This is a genomic window from Acidimicrobiia bacterium (assembly GCA_009694375.1).
Taxonomy (GTDB): Bacteria; Actinomycetota; Acidimicrobiia; order Acidimicrobiales; family VFJN01; genus VFJN01.
In genome coordinates this window covers 162,461-181,861 of the sequence record SHVB01000002.1, presented here as the reverse complement: position 1 = coordinate 181,861, position 19,401 = coordinate 162,461, and the positions used below count along the sequence as shown (strand labels likewise).

23 protein-coding genes are annotated in these 19,401 nt (G+C 66.7%); 14 read left to right on the top strand and 9 right to left on the bottom strand.

Annotated elements, in window-relative coordinates; genetic code table 11:
* Window positions 1-13: 13 nt before the first annotated feature.
* Entirely contained in the window at window positions 14-523 is a 510-nt protein-coding gene (locus tag EXQ71_02565; GenBank protein MSO86387.1) for a hypothetical protein, read from the top strand.
* Between the two features lie 13 nt (window positions 524-536).
* Here the strand turns inward: EXQ71_02565 and EXQ71_02560 are convergent, their stop codons facing one another.
* Complete coding sequence (locus EXQ71_02560; protein MSO86386.1) at window positions 537-725, bottom strand: hypothetical protein; 189 nt, start codon at window positions 723-725, stop codon at window positions 537-539.
* On the opposite strand from EXQ71_02560, the gene EXQ71_02555 reads away from it, so the two are divergent.
* From EXQ71_02555 to EXQ71_02545, 3 genes are all read left to right on the top strand, one after another.
* A complete protein-coding gene (locus EXQ71_02555; protein ID MSO86385.1) occupies window positions 724-3,132 on the top strand; it encodes a [protein-PII] uridylyltransferase in 2,409 nt (802 codons plus the stop codon). The two genes, EXQ71_02560 and EXQ71_02555, sit on opposite strands and share 2 nt — an antisense overlap.
* A gap of 62 nt (window positions 3,133-3,194) precedes the next feature.
* A complete protein-coding gene (locus EXQ71_02550) occupies window positions 3,195-4,244 on the top strand; it encodes a TlpA family protein disulfide reductase (GenBank protein MSO86384.1) in 1,050 nt (349 codons plus the stop codon).
* A 1-nt stretch (window position 4,245) separates the two neighbouring features.
* On the top strand, window positions 4,246-4,932 hold the full coding sequence (locus tag EXQ71_02545; protein MSO86383.1) for an NUDIX domain-containing protein: 687 nt from the start codon (window positions 4,246-4,248) through the stop codon (window positions 4,930-4,932).
* A gap of 14 nt (window positions 4,933-4,946) precedes the next feature.
* Here EXQ71_02545 and EXQ71_02540 read toward each other — a convergent pair whose 3' ends face one another.
* The gene (locus EXQ71_02540) at window positions 4,947-5,840 is read right to left on the bottom strand and encodes a PAC2 family protein (protein MSO86382.1); all 894 of its coding nucleotides are present in this window, start codon (window positions 5,838-5,840) and stop codon (window positions 4,947-4,949) included.
* On the opposite strand from EXQ71_02540, the gene EXQ71_02535 reads away from it, so the two are divergent.
* The 4 genes from EXQ71_02535 to EXQ71_02520 are packed head-to-tail and all read left to right on the top strand — an operon-like array spanning window position 5,810 to window position 9,381.
* On the top strand, window positions 5,810-6,451 hold the full coding sequence (locus EXQ71_02535; protein ID MSO86381.1) for a DUF1775 domain-containing protein: 642 nt from the start codon (window positions 5,810-5,812) through the stop codon (window positions 6,449-6,451). The two genes, EXQ71_02540 and EXQ71_02535, sit on opposite strands and share 31 nt — an antisense overlap.
* A gap of 48 nt (window positions 6,452-6,499) precedes the next feature.
* Complete coding sequence (locus tag EXQ71_02530) at window positions 6,500-8,041, top strand: citrate synthase (protein ID MSO86380.1); 1,542 nt, start codon at window positions 6,500-6,502, stop codon at window positions 8,039-8,041.
* A 17-nt stretch (window positions 8,042-8,058) separates the two neighbouring features.
* A complete protein-coding gene (locus EXQ71_02525) occupies window positions 8,059-8,484 on the top strand; it encodes a GNAT family N-acetyltransferase (protein MSO86379.1) in 426 nt (141 codons plus the stop codon).
* A 57-nt stretch (window positions 8,485-8,541) separates the two neighbouring features.
* Window positions 8,542-9,381, top strand: a complete 840-nt coding sequence (locus EXQ71_02520; protein ID MSO86378.1) for a maleylpyruvate isomerase family mycothiol-dependent enzyme — start codon at window positions 8,542-8,544, stop codon at window positions 9,379-9,381.
* A gap of 6 nt (window positions 9,382-9,387) precedes the next feature.
* Here EXQ71_02520 and EXQ71_02515 read toward each other — a convergent pair whose 3' ends face one another.
* Together EXQ71_02515 and EXQ71_02510 are read right to left on the bottom strand one after the other, a co-directional pair.
* Window positions 9,388-10,083 (bottom strand): histidine phosphatase family protein, encoded by a 696-nt coding sequence (locus tag EXQ71_02515; GenBank protein MSO86377.1) that lies wholly within the window; start codon window positions 10,081-10,083, stop codon window positions 9,388-9,390.
* Window positions 10,084-10,139: 56 nt separating this feature from the next.
* A complete protein-coding gene (locus EXQ71_02510; protein MSO86376.1) occupies window positions 10,140-10,778 on the bottom strand; it encodes a hypothetical protein in 639 nt (212 codons plus the stop codon).
* Between EXQ71_02510 and EXQ71_02505 the strand changes: the two genes are divergently transcribed.
* A complete protein-coding gene (locus tag EXQ71_02505) occupies window positions 10,715-11,416 on the top strand; it encodes a methyltransferase domain-containing protein (protein MSO86375.1) in 702 nt (233 codons plus the stop codon). The genes EXQ71_02510 and EXQ71_02505 overlap by 64 nt on opposite strands.
* On the opposite strand, the gene EXQ71_02500 is transcribed toward EXQ71_02505, so the two are convergent.
* From EXQ71_02500 to tesB, 3 genes are read right to left on the bottom strand one after another with little or no spacing between them, the layout of a single operon-like run.
* A complete protein-coding gene (locus EXQ71_02500) occupies window positions 11,413-11,739 on the bottom strand; it encodes a DUF952 domain-containing protein (GenBank protein ID MSO86374.1) in 327 nt (108 codons plus the stop codon). The genes EXQ71_02505 and EXQ71_02500 overlap by 4 nt on opposite strands.
* Window positions 11,736-13,109 (bottom strand): sugar dehydrogenase, encoded by a 1,374-nt coding sequence (locus tag EXQ71_02495; GenBank protein MSO86373.1) that lies wholly within the window; start codon window positions 13,107-13,109, stop codon window positions 11,736-11,738. The genes EXQ71_02500 and EXQ71_02495 overlap by 4 nt, the downstream gene beginning before the upstream one ends.
* A complete protein-coding gene (tesB, locus tag EXQ71_02490) occupies window positions 13,106-13,960 on the bottom strand; it encodes an acyl-CoA thioesterase II (GenBank protein ID MSO86372.1) in 855 nt (284 codons plus the stop codon). Before tesB ends, EXQ71_02495 begins: the two co-directional genes overlap by 4 nt.
* Before the next feature lie 42 nt (window positions 13,961-14,002).
* On the opposite strand from tesB, the gene EXQ71_02485 reads away from it, so the two are divergent.
* The 5 genes from EXQ71_02485 to EXQ71_02465 are packed head-to-tail and all read left to right on the top strand — an operon-like array spanning window position 14,003 to window position 17,524.
* A complete protein-coding gene (locus tag EXQ71_02485; protein ID MSO86371.1) occupies window positions 14,003-15,184 on the top strand; it encodes a glycosyl hydrolase family protein in 1,182 nt (393 codons plus the stop codon).
* A gap of 56 nt (window positions 15,185-15,240) precedes the next feature.
* Window positions 15,241-15,711, top strand: a complete 471-nt coding sequence (locus tag EXQ71_02480) for a GtrA family protein (GenBank protein MSO86370.1) — start codon at window positions 15,241-15,243, stop codon at window positions 15,709-15,711.
* Between the two features lie 25 nt (window positions 15,712-15,736).
* Window positions 15,737-16,393 (top strand): nitroreductase family protein, encoded by a 657-nt coding sequence (locus tag EXQ71_02475; GenBank protein ID MSO86369.1) that lies wholly within the window; start codon window positions 15,737-15,739, stop codon window positions 16,391-16,393.
* A 44-nt stretch (window positions 16,394-16,437) separates the two neighbouring features.
* Window positions 16,438-17,013 (top strand): class I SAM-dependent methyltransferase, encoded by a 576-nt coding sequence (locus tag EXQ71_02470; GenBank protein ID MSO86368.1) that lies wholly within the window; start codon window positions 16,438-16,440, stop codon window positions 17,011-17,013.
* Window positions 16,907-17,524 (top strand): two pore domain potassium channel family protein, encoded by a 618-nt coding sequence (locus EXQ71_02465; protein ID MSO86367.1) that lies wholly within the window; start codon window positions 16,907-16,909, stop codon window positions 17,522-17,524. The genes EXQ71_02470 and EXQ71_02465 overlap by 107 nt, the downstream gene beginning before the upstream one ends.
* A 66-nt stretch (window positions 17,525-17,590) precedes the next feature.
* On the opposite strand, the gene EXQ71_02460 is transcribed toward EXQ71_02465, so the two are convergent.
* Complete coding sequence (locus tag EXQ71_02460; GenBank protein MSO86366.1) at window positions 17,591-18,652, bottom strand: prenyltransferase; 1,062 nt, start codon at window positions 18,650-18,652, stop codon at window positions 17,591-17,593.
* Window positions 18,653-18,655: 3 nt separating this feature from the next.
* Window positions 18,656-19,399, bottom strand: a complete 744-nt coding sequence (locus EXQ71_02455; GenBank protein MSO86365.1) for a class I SAM-dependent methyltransferase — start codon at window positions 19,397-19,399, stop codon at window positions 18,656-18,658.
* Window positions 19,400-19,401 lie beyond the last annotated feature (2 nt).

The following is a 19,401-nucleotide window of genomic DNA, read 5'->3' as shown; positions in this document are numbered from 1 at the left end:
TCATGAGGCAAGCATGGTGGTTATGGTCGCCGATGCCAACCCGCTCGATGATCCGCTCGATGCTGCCGAACTGGTGGCCTATGCGGCTGCCCTGGTAGCCGCAGTGGAGATTGCGCTGCCGATCTGGGTGGAGCAGATGGTGGCTCGTCGGTGGAATGAATGGAGCACGGTACCGCCGACTACCGAGCTGCTCGACGCCGCCCGGGTGGCGGCTCAGGCCGCCCGAGCCGAGGCGGGTGCGTCGCTGCGCACCCTGCTGGCCGCCGATGTGCAGGACCAACACACCAACCCGCTGTCGATCCTGCGCCGGGCGGCCCGCCACGCCAGTGCCGTGCTGGCCTCGGCTGGGGTGCCGCCGGTGGTGCGCGACGCGCAGGCCGAGCGGTTATTCCCCGATGATAGGTACGACCTTGGCCCGGCCGCCTTTGCCGATCTCGGGGCCACCGTGCATGAAGCCGGGCTGGTGTGGGGGGCCGCCAAAGCCCATGTGGTGCTGGCTCGTCGGCGCTCCTCCCGGTCCTGATCAGCCGGAGGGGCTAGTCCGCGTCGGGGGTCTCGAAACCTTGCCAGCCCACTTCGGTAATGGGGCGCGCCTCAAAAAAGAGGCAGTCGGCGGGACAGGCGAACGGGGTGACCTCGGCCATGTCCACGCGGCAGCGTTGCACCATGTCGCCGGTGGGCAAGGTGCGGGTGGAGTAGTGGCGGCAGTCCTCTCGCACGGCCATGGTGAAAGTCTGGCACGCCACCCACCGTCGATGGGGTTCAGTGGGTGCGTGCATCGCAGCACCACCCAGCTCATGCCCGTTGCACGACCTGAGCCTGACAGACTGGGGCATGGCACTGGCACAGGCTCGGGCGGTTCTTCGGGCCGATACTTCCCTGCGGGGTGGCGCCTTCTGCCGGGCCTACAGCGATCTCCTCGACGGATGGTTGGCGGACTTAGTGGCGGCCGCCGAACAGGAGTGCGGCAGTGGTGGAGTGGCGCTGGTGGCGGTCGGCGGGTACGGCCGCGCCGAAGTGAGCCTCGAATCCGACATCGACGTGGTGCTCCTTCACGAGGGTCGCCGCGACATAGCGACCTTCGCCGACCGAATCTGGTATCCGATCTGGGACGAAGGTCTGAAACTCGGCCATGCCGTGCGTACGCACCGCGAGGCGCTCGACCTGGCGGCCGATGACCTCCATACCGCCACGTCGTTCCTTCAGATCCGCCACCTTGCCGGCGAGGCGCATCTCACCGAGGCACTGGCCTCTGGGGCACGAACACCGTGGGAGAAGCGCGCCGGCCATTGGCTCCCGCAGTTATCCGCTCAGGTCCGGCAGCGGCACGAGAGCGCCGGAGAAGTGGCTTTCCTGTTGGAACCCGATCTCAAAGAGGGTCGGGGGGGCTTGCGCGACGTACATGCCCTGCGTTGGGCCGAAGTGGCCCGGCACCTGCTGTGGGACGGCGATGATCCCGTGTTGGACCAGGCCTACGAGGTGCTGCTGGCGGCTCGGGTGGAACTACATCGCCGCACCGGCCGCCGGGGAGACCGTCTCGTGCTCGAAGAGCAAGATGCGGTGGCCGAGGCCCTCGGGGAGGCATCGGCCGACACGCTGATGCAGCATGTAGCTGCTGCGGCGCGCACGATTTCCTGGCACAGCGACGACGCCTGGATCCGCATCGACGCCTCTCTAGCGGGTCCGCTGGGGCGGTGGGCTAGCCGGGAACGGGCTGCCGGGCCGGGGTTGGTGCTGCGCCACGGTGAGGTCCACCTCACTGCCGATGCTGATCTGGCCCCGGACCCGGCGCTGGTGCTGCGGGCGGCGGCGGCGGCGGCGGCGGCGGAGATGTCGATTCACCGAGGCTCGCTCGATCGCCTGGTGGCGATGGCAACGACCGTCCCGGTCCCGTGGCCACCCGACGTACTCTCCGCCCTAGTGGACCTGTTGCTTACCGAGCACCGGGCCATCCTCGTGATCGAGGCGCTCGACCAGATGGGACTGTGGACGCTCCTCCTGCCGGAGTGGGAGGCCGTGCGGAGTAAACCGCAGCGCAACGCCTACCACCGTTTCACCGTGGACCGGCACCTGATGGAGACCGCCGCCAACGCTGCCGGGTTGGTGGCGGGCACCGACCGGCCCGACCTGCTGGTGGTGGGAGCGTTACTGCACGACATTGGGAAAGGTTTCCCCGGCGACCACACGGAAGTGGGGATCGAAAAAGTGGCGGTGATGGGCCCCCGCATGGGCTTCTCGTCAGCCGACACCGCCATTCTCCAGACCATGGTGCGGCAGCACCTCCTGCTGCCCGATGTGGCCACCCGCCGCGACCTCGACGATCCCTCCACCATCGACCACGTGGCCGAATCGGTGGGCGATCTGCTCACGCTGGGACTCCTCGCCCGCCTCACCGAAGCCGACAGCCTGGCCACGGGCCCTGCCGCCTGGGGCAGGTGGAAAGCCGACTTGGTGAGTGATCTGGTGGGTCGGACTGCCCATGTGCTCGGCGGGGGTAGGGCCGAGGAGACGCGCGACGACTTCCCCACCGAGGAACACCTCGTGTTGCTCCGAGCGGGTCGGAAACACTTAGTGGGTGCGAATGACCGCCTCACGGTGGTGGCGGCTGATCGCCCCGGGCTGTTCAGCAAGGTGGCCGGGGTGTTGGCGTTGCACGGCCTGGGTGTGCTCGATGCCGCCGTCACCAGTCTCGAGGGCATGGCGTTGGAGGTGTTGCGAGTGGAGTCCACCTTCGAGCCGACGATTGCCTGGGGTGCCGTGATCGCCGACCTGGACAAGGTGCTGGAGGGTCGTTTCGCCCTCCAGGCTCGCCTGGCCGAACGCGCCCGCATCTACGGCGGTCACCAGAAGTCGCCGCCCATGACCCAGCCCCCTCGGGTGGTGGTGGACAACCGTGCCTCGCGGGATGCCACCGTGTTGGAGGTGCACGCGGCGGACTCCATTGGAGTGCTCTACCGGATCACGCGAGCTCTGGCCGAACTGGACCTCAATATCGTCTCGGCCAAGGTCCAAACCCTGGGCGAGAACGTGGTGGATGCCTTCTACGTCCGCAACCTCGACGGGCAGAAGCTTGATGATCCCATGACCCTGGTAGAGGTGGAACGGGCCCTGCTCCACGAACTCCGACTCTGAGGCGGGCCTTCCCGCCCGGGCGCGGTGCCGGGGGGCGGCGATCTCGCGTAGGTTCGTCGCTCATGGAGACAATTGATGCGGTGATCATCACGGTCGATGAGGTGCAGGTGCGAGCCGTGCGGGATGGGGACCGGTTGTTCATCGCCCGACCCGATCTGGCCAAGGCCACCGGTTGGGCGCTGAAGCCCGAAGGTCTCTGCCGGGGAGATGTGTGCGTCCCCGTTCGGGATCCCGTCGGGCTGGTCGAGGGCGAAGTGGTGGATGTGGCGGCCCTGGCCGAGCGGGTGGGCTTCACCATCGCCGTGGATGCTGCCGAGGCCATCGCCGTGTTCGGGGGTCCGGCCACGCCGGGCACCGACGTGGAGGCTGGTACTCGGGTCGCTCCAGACGTGGCGCTTCCCACCCTTGATGGGACCGAAGTGAAGCTCAGCGACTTTGCCGGGCAAAAGCGGATGGTGGTGGCGTGGTCGTCGTGGTGTGGATGTCGCTACGAACTCGGGGCATGGCAGGCCCTACAGGACGAACTTGGTGAGCAAAACATCCGCATTATCTCCGTGGCTCTCGACGAGGACATCGAGGCGGTACGGCCCTGGGTGGAGGAAGCCAACCCGACGTACCCGGTGATGGTCGATCGTGAGGGCGTGCTCGCTGAGCGCTACGGCGTGGTCAACGTGCCCACCACCATTTGGATCGACGAACACGACGAGATCGTCCGTCCACCGGACATCGCACCGGGCGATGACCGCTGGAAGGAATTCACCCAGATCGACTCCGAGGCCCACCACGATGCCCTGCGAGCCTGGGTGAACAATGACGAGGCGCCGATGGCCGTCGATGAGGTCGTGGCCCAGCACCGTCGCCGCACCCCCGATGAACATCGTGCCCTGGCGCATCGCCGGTTGGCGGTGCATCTCCTTCGCGACGGGCGCCAGGAGGCCGCCGAGCGCCACATGGACATCGCCGCCGCGTTGGCCCCGATGGACTGGACGATCCGGCGGGGGCTGCTGCCGCTGCGGGGCCAGGATCCCTTCGGCCAGCCCTTCTTTGAGTTTTGGGATGAGTGGGAGGCGGCGGGACGCCCGGGCTATGGGATCTCCCAGGCGCCTCGCTGACATGGTCGATCGCCCGCCGCCCAACCGTCAGGACCTGCTTCGTTGGTCCGAAGCGCTTTCGGCCATCGCCCGCACCGGGCTCGGATTCACCCAGAGCCTCTATGAGCAGGAGCGATTCGAGGAGATACTGCACGTCGCCGGGGACATCCGGGCATCGATCGAAGCCGAGGCCAGCTACGACGCCGAGCACTATGTGGAGGAGTGGATGCGGTTGGTGGGTGACGGGGTGGCAGGTTATGTCACCCCCAAATCGGCCATCGGGGCGGTGGTCCACGACGCTGAGGGCCGGATTCTGCTGGTGCAGCGCGCCGACTCGGGCATCTGGCTCTACCCCACGGGATGGGCCGACGTGGGGTATTCGCCCGCCGAGGTGGCGGTAAAAGAGGTACTGGAGGAAACGGGCATCCATTGTCGGCCCAAGGGGGTGATTGCGGTGTTGGACGGCATGCGGATGGGGCTCACCCGCATCCCCCTGTACTCCACCGTGTTCCTCTGCGAGGCCACTGGCGGTGCCCTCAAGCCCCATCCGCTTGAGACGCGTGATGTCGGGTGGTTTGCCGAGGATGAACTGCCCGAGATGACCGTGGGCCTGCCGCAGTGGGGTGCCCACGCCTTTGCGGCGATTCGGGGCGAGAGCCTGCCCGTACTCTTCGACCCGCCCCGGTCGCAGCCCTGGGCGCAGCCGTAGGGCGACGGGGAGCGCTACTGCTCGCGCAGGAAGCGCTCCACCTCCTCCGCGATGGATTCCAGAGAGGGAACTACCGGCAGGCCCTCGTCGTAACGTGCCTCAAGGGAGGCCACATAACTCGATGTCTCCTCATCGGCAGCCACCAACTCACTGACCTGGCGTTCATAGGCGCTGGAGGCAACCTCGAGGTCGGTTGCTACCAGGGAGGTTTCGAGCATGGCGGTGGTGCGCTCAATCAGCGCCAGTGCCGCTTTCGGTGATGCTGCCCCCGGCACGTACGACGGGACGGTGGCCCACAGCGACGCGGAGGCCAGTCCGGCTTGCCGCCAGGAGTCGTGGAGCACCCCCACGATGCCGGTGGGCCCTTCATAACTCGACGGGCGCAGTTCCACTCCGCCGATGACATCGGCCTTGAAGGCCGTACCGACGATGGAGGTGGGTCGGCTGTGGGGGACGTCAGCCAGCAGGGCACCGAGGGTGAGGCACAGCCGGGCCTGCTGGCCGGTAGCCACCTCACAAACAGCACCACAGTAGGTACGCCAGCGGAGTTGGGGCTCGGCCCCGATCACGATCAGCACATCGTGGTCACTGTCGGCGATGGTGCCGGCGAAGAGTTTTGTGCTCGGCCAGATGATCTCGCGACGGTCGTCGTCATCGAGTTGCACCTCGGGCCGAGTGGAGGTGAAGTCGTAGAACTCTTCGGGATCGATATCACCCACCAGGTCGAGGTCCCAGCGGTTGAGGAGATACCGGGCGGCGGTGGAGGCGGCATCGCCGGCGTCGTTCCAGCCTTCGAAGGCGGCGATGACTGCGGGTTGCCGCAACACGGGTCGATTGAACCAACGGAGGTAATCCACGTTGCCCAGCGTACGTTGGGATCCGTGGGACCGTATCCAAGGAACCTCCAGCGGTGATTCGACCTGGCTGGGCTTGGCCCCCGTTGGTCCTTCTCGGGCTGGCTGCCCTAGCCGCCCCGGCTTCGGCCCATGTGGCGATCGACCCCACCGAGGCGGCGGCCGCCTCGGTGGTGACGCTGGTGTTTGTGGTGGAGCCTGAGGGTGCTGCCACCACTGGAGTGGTCGTGCAGCTACCCGAGGGCGCTTATGTCCTCTCCGTGCCGGTGAAGGCCGGGGCGTGGGTTTCCGCCGTCGATGCGGCGGCCAACACCCTGACCTGGTCCGGCGGTTCCTCGGTGGCTGTCGAGCGCTTCAGCGTCAAGGTGCAACTCCCCGCCACAGTGGGCGAGGTGCAGTTCCCGACCCTCCAGCAGACCAGCAACGGCGAGATCGCCTGGAGCGAGGCCCAGGAATCGAAAGGGGAGCTCGGCCACCCCGCCCCTCGCATCAACCTGACGCCCGCCCGGGCGAACCCCCTGCCGAGGACGACACTCGAGGCCGCCCAGCGCGACGATGGCACCACCTCCGCCGCCCCGTGGATCATTGGATCCACGATTGCGGCGGTGCTCATGATTGCGGTGGGCGGCACCCTGCTGCAGCGCAAGCAGCGCAACGACCCGTAACGATGCCGGAATGCGGTCCGTCTGGTCCGTTCGCTAGGCTCGAAACAAATGGCCCCCAACCCTGTCGTTCGCACCGTTGCCGAGGTGATGAGTTCGCCTCCTGTGATCGCGTCGGCCTCCGAGACCATCGCGGTGGCCTCGGCGAGGATGGCTGAGCGCCAGAAGGGGTCCGTGGTGGTGGTCGACGGTGAGCGGCCCATCGGCATCCTCACCGAGCGCGATCTCGTTCGCTTCAACGCCACCGGGAAGGCCGCCGCCGACACGAAAGTCAGCGAGTGGATGACTCAACCGGTGGACTGCGCCGCCCCGGAGTTATCTGTCCAGGAAGCCTTTGCCGGGTTCGCCCAAGGCGGCTACCGCCACCTCCCCGTGGTGGATCACGGCCGACTCGTGGGGGTGGTGTCCTTGCGCTCCCTCATGGCCTTCGCCCAGGTGCAGCCGGTAGTGCACCCCTCAACCATCGAGGCCCCCGCCGGGCTCGAAGGTGTGATCGTGGCTGAGACCGAAGTGGGCGACGTGCGGGGCCTCGAAGGCTTCTACCACTACCGCCAGTACAACGCCGTGGAGTTGGCCGACAAGTTGCCGCTCGAGGATGTGTGGCATCTCCTCATCGACGGTCACCTGCCCAGCGTGGCCGAGCGAGCGTCCTTTGCCGCCGAGGTGAAATCGTTACGGGTGGTGCCAACTTCGGTGGCCGCGCTGCTGCCAGCGCTGGCAGCGTCGAGCCAAACAGTGATGGAGGCCGTGCGTTCGGCCATGTCGATGGTGGGGGCCGCCGAGGGCTACCAGCCCACCTTGGATATCGATGCCGCCGAGCGGCGCCGCAACGCCCTGCAGATGTGTGCCGTCATGCCCTCGCTGATCATGGCGATTCACCGCCTCCAACGGGGCCTGGCGGTGATCGAGCCCCGCCAGGATCTCGGGTACGGCGCCAACTACCTCTGGATGCTCACCGGCGAGGAGTTCGACCACGATAAGGGTCGCGCCGTGGAGCAGTATCAGATCACCACCATCGACCACGGGTTCAACGCCTCCACCTTCACCGCCCGGGTGATCACGTCCTCCGGGGCGGATGTGGCCGCCGCAGTGGTGGGGGGGATGGGGGCGTTGTCCGGACCGCTACATGGCGGCGCACCCTCGCGCGCCCTGGCGTTACTCGAAGCCATCGGGACCGCTGAGAATGCTCGTCCCTACTTGGTTGATCACGTCACCCGGGGCGACAAGATCATGGGCTTCGGGCATCGGGTCTACAAGACCAACGACCCGCGCTCCACCTTCTTGCGTGCGGTGGCGGAGCGGATTCACGCCGACAAGATCGAGTTCGCCAAGGTGGTGGAACAGACAGTGGTGGAGGTCCTGGCCGAGCTCAAGCCCGGTCGGAACCTCTACGCCAATGTGGAGTTCTACGCCGGAGTGGTGATGGACCATTGTGGCCTGCCGCCCGAGTTGTTCACCCCCACGTTCGCGTCGAGCCGGGTGATTGGGTGGTGTGCCAACATCCTGGAACAGGCGGCCGACAATCGGATTATCCGACCCTCGGCTCGCTATGTCGGCCCGCCCCCGCCCGAGCCGGTTCCGGATCCCCGCTGACGCTGGTGGCTGTCTCGATCACCATCGCCACCGGCCACGACGCGGTCGCTCTACACGCGGCGCTGCAGCACCTCGTGCCGCAACTTTCCTCCACCAACCCGCCCCCTGCCTTGGTGCAGGTGGAATCTCTGCTGGCTCACGACGCCACCACGCAGTTCCTGGCCCGGACGGAGGAGGGAAGCATCGTGGGGGTGGCCACGCTCTGCATCTTCCCGACCACCACCGCCCTGCGGGCCTGGGTGGAAGACGTGATCGTGGATGAGGCTTGTGCCAACCAGGGGATCGGCCGGCAACTACTCGAGGCCATGGTGGCGCGGGCCTTCGAGGTGGGGGCCAAGACCGTGGACCTCACGAGCCGCCCCGGTCGAGAAGCCGCCAACCACCTCTACCGTTCCGCCGGTTTCGAGACCCGCGACACCAATCTCTACCGCCGGATCCCCTAGCCGGCCGCGGTAGTGGAGAGAGCCGGACGAGGGCGAAGGCAGGGCTAGGGTTCGACCGTGCTGCTGGCTCCGCGCTACCGCTATCCAGCGGTCATCGCGGTGGCTCTGCCCCCCTCTGATCCCCATCCTCTGCTCGCCCAGCGGCGACGTCTCGAAGGGATCCTGGGCGAGTTATCGGAGCAGCAGTGGCACCACCCCAGCCGGTGTGAGGGGTGGAGCGTGCAGGATGTGGTCACCCACCTCACCTCCACCAATCACTTCTGGGCCCGATCCATCGAAGAGGGGCTCGCCGGTGCGCCCACCCGCCTGTTGGCCACCTTCGATCCGGTGGCTTCACCGGCGCTCATGGTGGAGGGCGGACGCGGCGGTTCGGTGACCGCCACGTTCGAGGAGTTCGCCCGCAGCAATGCCACCCTGGTGGGCGTGGTGGAAGCACTGACGGCGGCCGATTGGGACGTCATCGCCGAGGCACCGCCGGGCCATCTACCGGTGCGCCAGGTGGCCGACCACGCGCTCTGGGATGCGTGGGTCCACGAGCGCGACATTGTGCTCCCCCTCGGCGTGGTGCCCATCGTGGACCGCGGCGAGGTACTCGACGCGTTGCACTATGTCGCCGCCCTCGGCCGAGCCGTCTCACTCTGCGCTGGTTCCACCGAAACCGGGGCGGTGGAGATCACCGTGACCAATCCTGATCACCGCTTCGTGGTGGACGTGGTGGAGGATCAGGTGCGCGTGCACGCCAATCCAACCCCGATGGGTGCGGCCGTCGCCCAGGCCGATGCCGTAGTGCTCGTGGAGGTGCTCAGCCTTCGCCACTCGGGGTGGCCCCCGCCGCCGGCGGTGACATGGCTTTTGGCGGGATTGGCGGAGGCCTTCGATCAACCGTCGGGCCGCTGAGGGGCCTTAGGTGAGGGCGGTGGCTTCGGTGGTGAGGCCACCGTCGAGGTGGTTTGTGTCGTTGAAGCAGCGCAGGACCCAACGATCCTCGGTGACCACGAGGTGGGAAATCGAGGCGTTGTCGGCCCCGCTGTGGGCGAAGGACCTACCCCCAGTGGCCTCCGAAAGGATCTGACCGATGATGCCGCCGTGGGCGAAGACGGCCACGCGCTGGCCCGGGTGGGTGCGAGCGATGTGGTCTACCGCTCGATGAGCCCGGGCGGCGAAGGCTTCGGAAGGCTCCGCGTTGGGGACCACATCCCAGCGTTGCTCGACCATCATCTGCATGATGATGGGATCTCCGGCCGCGACTCTTTGCCGGAACTCGCCGCCCTCCCAGTCGCCGAGGAAGACCTCGTGAAGATCAGGACTCACCACTGGCTCGATACCGAGTGTCGCCACCAGGCCGGCGGCGGTTTCGGCGGTTCGGCGAAGTTTGGAGACGTAAATGGCTTGGATCCGCTCGCCCCGTAGCCGGGCGCATACCTGCGCCGCTTGGACTCGACCCTCGGGTGACAGCGCCGGGTCGCCGTGGCCATCCACGAGCGGGAAGGTCTGCCCTTCCACCGCCGGTTCGGATTCCCCGTGGCGTATCAGCAGCAGTTGCGTGGCCCCGGGGGGCGACTGGAAGCGGGCCTGACGGAATGAGCGAGGGGTAGACACAACAGCCCAGCGTAGGGGTTGGGCCAACCGAACACGGCAGCCCCTGGGGGAGAGGGCTAGCCCACGACGTAGTTGAGGTGATGCGATAGGTCGCCGAGCAGGTCCACGAGGAAGCGACGCTCCACGAAGTGCCACGCGCCGTCCTGGTGGGAGAAACTGTCGCGGTAGCGCCCGGCGATAATGGGCTGCAGAGGAGCCTCGGGTAGTTGTTGGAGGACCACGTAGGACGACCGCACCACCGCGGCACCCGCCGCCTCGTCGAGGTCGAACACGCTGTTGGATACCAGGTGTTTGGTGCGGGGTGATCCGTCGTACAACATTGTTCCCGAAGCGTAGAAGGCTGCCACCGCTTCGGCGCCGATGGCGAGGGGGTGACCGTGCTCATCGGCGAGGGCGCCCTGGGCGAATAGGGCCCCGATGCCCTCAAAGTCTCCACGGTCCATGCACTCGCAGTAGGTGCCGAGCAGGTTACGGATCTCGTCGAACGGGGTCATGGGCCAAGCGTAGGGGCCAGGGGTGGACCTACGCTGCGGTGGTGCCGGTGGTTCAACTTGTCGTCGAACGCGCCGAGGCGGAGTTGGCTGCCGACGCACTTTGGCAGGCCGGACCCTCCGCGGTGACCGAAGAAGGGATGTCCGATGGCCGGGTGCGACTGACCGCCGATGTCGCCGACACGACGGCCGTGGCGGGGGCATGGGCTCTCACGGTCATTGAGCCCGATCACGAGGCCCACCTCGATGCCTGGCGGCGGTGGGCCCAGCCGGTGCGGGTGGGTCAGCGAATCGTTGTTCATCCGGCGTGGCAACCCGCAGTGCCGAGTGCTCTTGAGGACCTCGTGGTGGTGCTCGACCCGGGTCGCACCTTCGGCTCCGGTGCCCACCCCTCCACCCAACTGGCGGTAGCGGCCATCGAGGCGCACCTGCGCCCCGGCGATCGGATGCTGGATGTGGGCGGGGGCAGTGGAGTGCTGTCGGTGGTGGCGGCTCGGCTCGGGGCGGCGCAGGTATGGGCTATCGACATTGATCCGAGGGCGGCGGCGGTAACCGCGGCCAACGCTCTGGCGAACCGGGTGCACACCGTCGTGGTGGCCACCGATACCCCGCTGGCGGAGGTGGAAGGGATCTTCGAATTGGTGACGGCCAACATCGGGGCGCGAGTGCTGAGGGAGTTGGCGCAGGGGCTGACGGATCGTTTGGCCCCGCGGGGAGTGTTGGTGCTCTCCGGACTGCTCGAGGCGCAGGTGGATCCGTTGCTGGCGAAGGCCTTTCCCGACTTGGTGGAAGTGGAGCGACGGCGGCTCCAGGGGTGGGCGGCGAGTGTCCTGACGCGCTAGCCCGGCGGTGGCGACCACGCCACGACATCCACTACTTCGTCCATCGAAATCTCTCGGTACACGTGTGGATACACCTCGCCGGGGCGGCTTTCCTCCCACACCAGGGCATCGCCGAGGGTGATGGGATCGAGGTGGATCACGAACAGCCCAGTGGTCTCGGGGTAGTGGCGGTGCACGGTGGAGGCGAGTTGGGCGGCGGTAGAGCAATGGATGAACCCCTCCCCGGCCAGGCTGGGCGGCGCTACCGATCCGCGTTGGTGCGCCTCGGCCACTTGGCGGGCCGTGGCGAGGTGATAGATGAGCGGAGCGGTCTCCTGCATCATGCGGGAACGAGTTTCACCACGGCACCGCCGTCGAGTAGCACGAATAATTCGCCGTCACGGTCCTGGCCGAAGGAGGTGATGTTCTCGCCGGCCACGGGAAAGGTGCGCTGGTCGATCACGGTGGCGTCTTTCACCCGGATGGCGCGCACTCCCGCCGCGCAGTAATCGGCGAAGAGATAGGCCCCTTCGAGGGCTGCGATGGTTTTGCCGCGGTAGACGTAGCCCCCGATGATGGAGCAGCCTCCCTCGGCGTGGGCGTACTCGTAGACCGGCGGGATGGCCCCAGGGGGGGGTTGACCGCCGTTGAAACTTTGGGTCCCTTCCATCTCGCTCCAGCCCAGGTTGGCCCCTCGGCCCGCGTCGAAGCCGCCCACCGAGGGGAGATAGTCCACCTCTTCCCAGGCACTCTCGCCTACGTCACCAATCCAAAGGTCGCCGTTGGCGCGATCGAAACTGAAACGCCACGGATTGCGAAGGCCATACGCCCACACGGCGGGTTGGCCCCCCCGACCACCGGCAAAGGGGTTGCCGGGGGGAATGACGTAGGCGGGTCCGTCAGCGTCGCGGCGGGTGTCGGTCGCATCGGGGCGGGCAACCTCGGGGTCGATGCGGACGATGGTGCCCAAGAGCGTGTTGGGATTCTGGCCCTGCTGGTCGGGGTCGCCGCCGGAACCGCCGTCGCCGAGGCCGATGTAGAGGTACCCATCCGGACCGAACACCACCTGACCGCCATTGTGGTTGGGGTACGGCTGCGCCACCGTGAAGATTTCGCGACGCGACTCGACGTCCACCACATCTCCGTCACCCAGCGAATACTCCGCCACCACGGTGCGTCCGTCGGGCTCGGCGGTGTAGTCGACGTAGAGCCGTCGCCCATCGGTGGAGAAGGTAATACCGAGCAGGCCCCGCTCACCTTCGTTGATGACATCGTCGGAGATGTCGAGAATCGGCGTGGTCTGGAGCTCGTAGGTGATGCCATCGATGGTCTTGGCGGCGGGCCTGGCGGTGGTGCTGGTGCTGGTGCTGGTGCTGGTGCTGGTGCTGGTGCTGGTGCTGGTGCTGGTGCTGGCGGTTTTGGTGGTGACCTTCACCACGCGCAGCGTGCCGTCCTTCTCGGCGATGTAGAGGTTGGGCGAACTGGGTCGAGCGGCCAGGGCCGTGGGTTGCTCCACCTGGGCGATGGTCTCCGTGCGCAACCCCACGGCGCTGAGCGGCTCCTCGGGGGTGGGTGGTTCGCTATCGGGCACCGAGGGAGCCACCGTGGTGAAGCTGGGCAGCGGGGCGACGGCGGGCTGGTCGGGGCTACCCGAGCAGGCCACCAGCCCAGTGGCCGCGGCGGCCACCACCACCGCTCTCCAACGAGGGGTCACTGCTGGACCACCCGGATGAGGCCCTCCTGCACGACCGTGACCGCTAGGTGGCCATCGGCCGTGAAGATCTCGCCCCTACCGAGGCCGCGGCCATGAGATGCCGAGGGAGTGTCCTGGTTGTAGAGGAGCCACTCGTCGGCCCGAAAGGGCCGGTGAAACCACATGGCGTGATCAAGGCTCGCCATGAAGAGCCCGTCGTCATCCCAGCCTCCGCCGTGGGGCAGCAGGGCGGTGTCGAGCAGGGTCATGTCGCTGGCGTAGGTGAGCACACAGGTATGCAGCACCGGGTCGTCGGGGAGCACCCCGTCGGCCCGCAGCCACACGCGCTGGTACGGCGGCAACGCACGCTGGCGATCCGTCGGGTTCCAGTCCACGTTGCGGGTATCGATCGGACGAGGCCGGAGGTACCACCCGCCCATAGCCTCGGCGTAGGGCTTCATGCGGGTGGCAAAGTCGGGGAGGTCCTCGGGGGCGGTGACCTCAGGCATGGGCGCTTCGTGTTCGAGCCCCTCCTCATGCACCTGAAAACTTGCCTGGAGGTTGAAGATGGCCTTGCCGTGTTGGATCGCCACCACCCGCCGGGTGCTGAAGGAACGGCCATCGCGTATCCGGTCCACCTCGTAGAGGATCGGCACCGTGGGATCGCCACGGCGCAGGAAATAGGCGTGGAGCGAGTGGACGCGTCGCCCCAACTCCACGGTGCGGGCGGCCGCCACCAAGGCCTGCCCGGCCACCTGGCCTCCAAAAACCTGCTGGCGTTCCTCGTCGGGCGAGACCCCCCGAAACAGATTCACTTCGATCGGTTCGAGGTCAAGTAATTTCACCAAGGCATCGACGGCGGTCTGTGACATGGATGCATTCTCGCGTACCGGAGCTGCTGTACGGTCCCGGTCATGGCCACACTGAGTTTTCCTGAGGATTTTCGATGGGGTACCGCGACCGCTGCGCACCAGATCGAGGGAGGGAACGTAAACAACGACTGGTGGCGTTGGGAGCACACCCCCGGGTCGGGCTGCCAGGAATCCAGTGGCGATTGTTGCGATAGCTGGAACCGCTGGGGGGAAGATGTGGCCCTGATCAAGGATCTGGGGTTCACCGACTACCGGTTTTCCCTCGAGTGGAGCCGGATCGAGCCCGCCGACGGCGAGTTTTCTTCCGTGGCACTCGACCACTACGTGCGTCTGTGTGAAGCACTACTGACCGCCGGAATTGATCCTGTTGTTACCTTTCACCACTTCACCACCCCGTTGTGGATGGCTGATCAGGGAGGCTGGGAGAGCGATGCCATGGCCGAACGCTTCGCGGCGTACTGCGAGGTGGCCGCCGCTCGGCTCGATGGCGTGATGAAGCGAGCCTGCACGATCAACGAGCCCAACATCGTGTCGACGGTGGGCTACCTGTGGGGCGTCTTCCCGCCGGGAAAGCAGGATGCAGAGGCCCGACACAAGGTCAACGATGTGATGGTGCAGGCGCATCGCTACGGGGTGGAAGCGATTCGGGCCAATGCCCCCGGTGTGCCCGTGGGAATCACCATCTCCATGAGCGACTACCAGGCCCTGCCGGGCGGCGAGTCGCGCCTGGAGCACATGCGCGAGGCGATGGAAGACGTCTTCTTGGATGCCACCGGCGGCGACGACTTTGTGGGCGTGCAGACGTATTCGCGCACCCGGGTGGGCCCCGAGGGCGTGGTGGGCCCGGAGGACGGGATGACCGTGCTGCTGATGGGCTACGAGTACTACCCGGAGGCGCTGGAGGCCACCATCCGACGGGCCTGGGAGTACACCCGCGGTGAAGTTCCGATCATCGTCACCGAAAACGGGATCGGTACCGACGACGACGCCCAACGCGTCGACTATGTGCGTACCGCACTGGCGGGGGTGCTCGCCTGTATCGACGACGGAATCGACGTGGGCGGATACACCTACTGGAGCCTGCTCGACAACTTCGAGTGGGCCTTCGGCTACGGACCAAGATTCGGGATTGTGGATTGCGACCGGCACTCGTTCCAGCGCACGCCCAAAGACAGCGCTCGCTGGTTGGGTCGAGTGGCGCAGGCCAACGCCCTGGTCGACTGAAGCCCGGAGCGGAGCGGGGTCGAGCCCGGCGCGCCGCTGATCTAGGCTCCCTGGCTGTGAGTCTCTCGCCCACCGCTGTGCTCGACCGGATTACCGGTGGTCGCGGCATCATGGCCATCAAGTACTCGATGGTGTCGCTGGTGGGGGTGGTCCTCGGGCTCACCCAGCTCACCATCTACAGCCAGTTCCTGGGCTGGGACCCCGTGCTGTCCAACGTGTTGTCCGTGATGATTACCGCCATCCCCGCTTTTCTTCTCAATAAGCGGTGGGTGTGGGGCAGCGACGGTGCCGTCTCTTTCACGCGGGAAATCGTGCCCTTTTGGATATTTACCGTGCTGGGTCTGACGTTGTCCACCGGCCTGGTGGCGGTCGCCAAGAATCTGTCGGATTCCCATGTGTTGGTGCTGTCGGCCAACCTGGCCGGATTCGGTCTCTTGTGGGTGGCGAAGTTTGTCTTCCTCGACAAGGTCATGTTCGCCCACCTCGAATCCGATGACACGGTGGCTGAGAGGGCCAAAGCGTCCTGATCCGGACCAGGTAACATCGCCCCTCATGTCGTTGCTACTCCCTCTTGATCCCGATCAACTGCTTTCCACCACCCGCTCGGTGCGGAAGCGCCTCGACCTGACCCGGCCGGTGGAGCCCGAACTGGTCCGCCAGTGCATCGAGGTGGCCACCCAGGCTCCCACCGGGGGCAACAACCAGGGCTGGCACTTCATCGTGGTCACCGATGCCGCCAAGCGCGCTCAGTTGGCCGAGTGGTACGCGTCCGCCTTTGCGGTTATGTACGGCAACCCCGATGCCGCCCTGGCCAACCTGCCGCAGGACGACCCGGCCTTCATCGCCACCACCAAGAAGGTCATCACTTCGGCGCAGTATCTGGCCGACCACCTCGCCGAGGTACCGGTCCATGTGATCCCCTGTATCGAGGGTCGCACCGATACCTTCCCGGTGGCGTGGCAGGCGGCCATCTGGGGATCGTTGCTCCCGGCGGTGTGGAGTTTCATGCTGGCGGCGCGGGCTCGGGGTCTTGGAACCTGCTGGACCACCCTGCATCTCACCGAGGAGGCGGCGGCCGCTGAGTTGCTTGGGATTCCCGACCATGTGATGCAGGGTGCCCTCATTCCGGTGGCTCACACCATCGGCACCGATTTCCAACCCGGGGGACGACGCGACCTTGATCCCATCATCCACTTCGAGGGTTGGTGATTGACCCGGCGCAGCGGCGCCACGCGGAGGCGGCTCGAGGGTTCATGCCCGCCGAGGAGGGGGAGGCGCTATACGACGTCGCCGTCGCTCTCGCGGTGGCCGGGCCGATGTTGGAGGTGGGGACCTATTGCGGAAAGTCTTCGGTGTACCTGGGGGCGGCGGCCCAACGGGGCGGCCGGGTGCTCTTCACGGTCGACCACCATCGCGGTTCCGAAGAGAACCAGGCCGGGTGGGAGTGGCACGAGCCCGACCTGGTGGACCCCGCCGTGGGCAAGATGGACACGCTCCCCTTGTTCCGTAAAACGATGCATGATGCTGGCCTCGAGTCAACGGTGATCGCCGTGGTGGGCGACTCCTCGACCGTGGCAGAAGCCTGGGCGACCCCGCTGGCGTTTTTGTTTATCGACGGCGGCCACGGGGAGGCACCGGCGCGGGCGGACTACGAGAATTGGACGCCGCATCTCGTCTCCGGTGGCATGTTGTGCATCCATGATGTGTTTCCCGACGTACGCGATGGCGGACGCCCTCCCTACGAGCAGATCTACCTTCCCGCCATTGAGAGTGGGATGTTCGAGGAACAACAAGCTGTCGGGAGCCTGCGGGTGTTGCGTCGTGGATGACGTCGGAAACGTCCACATTCCGGCGAAAGATCTGGGGCGCGCGTTGCTGCGATGCACGGTGGTGGTGCTCACCATGGGGCTGCTTTACGCCTGGATCCCGCTCGAGGACGAACACCGATGGGTGAGCGCGTTGGTGGGCGTGGGGACAGTGCTAGCCATTGTTCCCCTCACCGTCCGTCGGGTTCGATCCGTGCTCGTGTCGGAGCGGCCGGTCTTCGAAGCGGTCGAGTCCTTGTCCGACTTCCTGGCGATGCTCATTTTCGGCTTCAGTGCCGTTTACACCACCATCAATCGCAACGGCGATCAGTTCTTAGGTCTGTCCAATCGTGTGGATGCGGTGTATTTCACCGTCACCACGCTGTCCACGGTGGGCTTTGGCGACATCGTGGCGCTGGGCCAGACCGCCAAGATTGCGGTCACGATCCAGATCCTCTTCGACCTCACGTTCGTGGTGGTGGCGGCCCGGGTCCTGGCCGCAGCCGCCCGACGAAGCCCCAGGAATTTTCAGTAGTTTGCGCCGTCCCGGTCACCCGTAACGTGGGTGGTATCGCCGGTTCGCCGGGGTGAGCCGGGCTGGCTACTCGCCGCCGAGAGCCATGAGGGGGGGGAGCACGCCGGCGGACGCCACGAACAGCGCGCTCGCCGGCGTCGTGCCGGCCAGCGCGTCGGCGGCGAGGACCACCGAGGCGGCCGTGTAGGTGGACTGTTCGCCGCCGGGGAAGCGAACCTCGTCGGGGAACACGGTGCCGGTCCAGTAGCGGCCGTCGTCGTGGCGAAACTGCTGGGCCCATCCAAAGAGGATTTCGGCGGTGGGGCGATCGCCCACGGCAAGGTAGGCCAAGGCACATTCACACGTTTCCGCCACGGTGACCCAGGGCCGATCGGAGACGCAGCGCACGCCGCGCCCGTCCATGATGAAGGTGTCGCTCCGCTCCTGGAGGTGGGCCCGGCCGGCCTCCCCCAACAGCACGCTGCCCAGTACGGGGTAGTACCAGTCCATGGCCCAGCGGTGCTTGGGGGCAAAGGCCTTGGGCTCGGTGGCGATGACGCGGGCCAATCGGGCGGCGCTCAGTTCCCAGTCGGGGCGCTCGTGGCCGAGCAACTCGGCGATGCCGATGGCGCACCGCAGGCTATGGCAGATCGATGAGGAGCCGGTGAGGAGGGCAAAACTCCACGGCGTGCCATCGGCGTGGCGGGCCCAGAGGATCTCGCCCCGTGGCGTCTGGAGGTCAAGGACGAAGTCGATGGCCTTCTCGACCACGGGCCAGAGTGTTTCCACGAACCCGCGGTCGTCGGTGAGGAGCCAGCGATGCCACACTCCCGCCGCGATGTACGCACAGACGTTGGCATCGAGTTTGTCCTGCTCCACCTGCGTGCTGCCGTTTTCATCGGCGATGTAGTACTGGTGCCACGACCCATCGTCGCGTTGCAGGTCTACGAGCCATTGGTAGGCCCGATCGGCGGCTTCATGCCGTCCGCCAATGTCGAGCGCCATGGCCGCTTCCACATGGTTCCAGGGATCGGCGTGCCCACCGGGGAACCACGGGATCATCCCCGACGGCAACTGCCACTCCGCGATGCCGTCGACCGTGCTGTGTAAATCGGTGGCCGAAACAAGACCCGGAACGTCGATAGGCATGGGCTAGTGCGCCCCGTTCGGCTTGCGGGCGTAGACCACGATGCTCTTGCCGAGCACCGGATTGAGCACGCGCTCGGTAGCTCGGGTGAGCCAGCCCATCGGCTGGATCTGGGCGATGTCCCACAGCAAAACCTGGTGGTACGCCTTCACCAGGGGGTGCCCGTGGTTGGTGGGGCCCACGGCGCATTTCAGCCACCAGTACGGCGAGTGCAGGGCGTGGGCGTGGTGGGCCCCTCTGGGTTCGAGGCCGGCTTGTCGCATCCGGGCCCGTAAGGTCGCCTCGCGGTAGATCCGCACGTGGCCCCCCTCCACGAACGGGGCGTGGTACTCCTCCGACAGCGCCCAGCAGATCTGCTCCGGAAGCCAGGCGGGGACCGTGGCGGCCAGGGTGCCACCCGGCTTGAGTACCCGGAATACCTCGTGCAGGGCCTGTTGGTCGTCCGACACATGCTCGAGCACCTCGGAGGCGATGATGCGATCGAAGGTGTTGTCGGCGAAGGGGAGACAGAGGGCATCGCCGTTGGCGGTAACCGCCAACCAGCCCGGCGCCGTGCCGGCCTCGCCGGCGGCCTGCATGGCGGCGAAGAGGCCGCCTACGTCCTTCAACTCCGCCGCGGAGTAGTCGAAGGCCACCGTGCGGGCACCGAGGCGAAACGACTCGAACGCATGCCGACCGGCGCCGCAGCCCATGTCGAGCAGCAGGTCTCCCGCCTGGAGACCGAGATCGTCGAATCGGACGGTGAGCACCG